Source organism: Empedobacter sedimenti (assembly GCF_030005555.1).
Classification (GTDB): Bacteria; Bacteroidota; Bacteroidia; order Flavobacteriales; family Weeksellaceae; genus Empedobacter; species Empedobacter sedimenti.
In genome coordinates, this window is the sequence record NZ_JASCQG010000044.1 from 1 (window position 1) to 661 (window position 661).

At 42.4% G+C, this 661-nt stretch carries 1 rRNA gene; it reads left to right on the forward strand.

Features of this window, described 5'->3' with window-relative positions:
- Window positions 1-207: 207 nt before the first annotated feature.
- Window positions 208-661, forward strand: a 16S ribosomal RNA gene (locus tag QHG34_RS15830); the annotation flags it as partial.

Sequence of the window (661 nt, forward strand, 5' to 3'; positions counted from 1 at the left end):
TAGTTAAAAAATAAGTTTTACCTTTGCAACCGCTTACAGAAACAGAGAAACGCAGTAAGTTTGAAACTGAGAAGTTCATTTGAAATTTAAGATATAAACAGAAGAAAATAAAGCCAAAAACGAAATTAGTCAATCCTTGAATAATGGAGCTATAGGAAGTTCGAAGTTGTAAAAAACAGAAGCATTAAGCTTCAAACAAAATTATTTACAATGGAGAGTTTGATCCTGGCTCAGGATGAACGCTAGCGGGAGGCTTAACACATGCAAGCCGAGGGGTAGAGTTATTTCGGTAACTTGAGACCGGCGCACGGGTGCGTAACGCGTATGCAACTTACCCTACTGAAAGGGATAGCCCAGAGAAATTTGGATTAATACCTTATAATAGAAATACTGGCATCAGTTTTTTTTGAAAGATTTATCGCAGTAGGATAGGCATGCGTAAGATTAGATAGTTGGAGAGGTAACGGCTCACCAAGTCTACGATCTTTAGGGGGCCTGAGAGGGTGAACCCCCACACTGGTACTGAGACACGGACCAGACTCCTACGGGAGGCAGCAGTGAGGAATATTGGACAATGGGTGGAAGCCTGATCCAGCCATCCCGCGTGTAGGATGACGGCCTTATGGGTTGTAAACTACTTTTATCTGGGGATAAACCTACT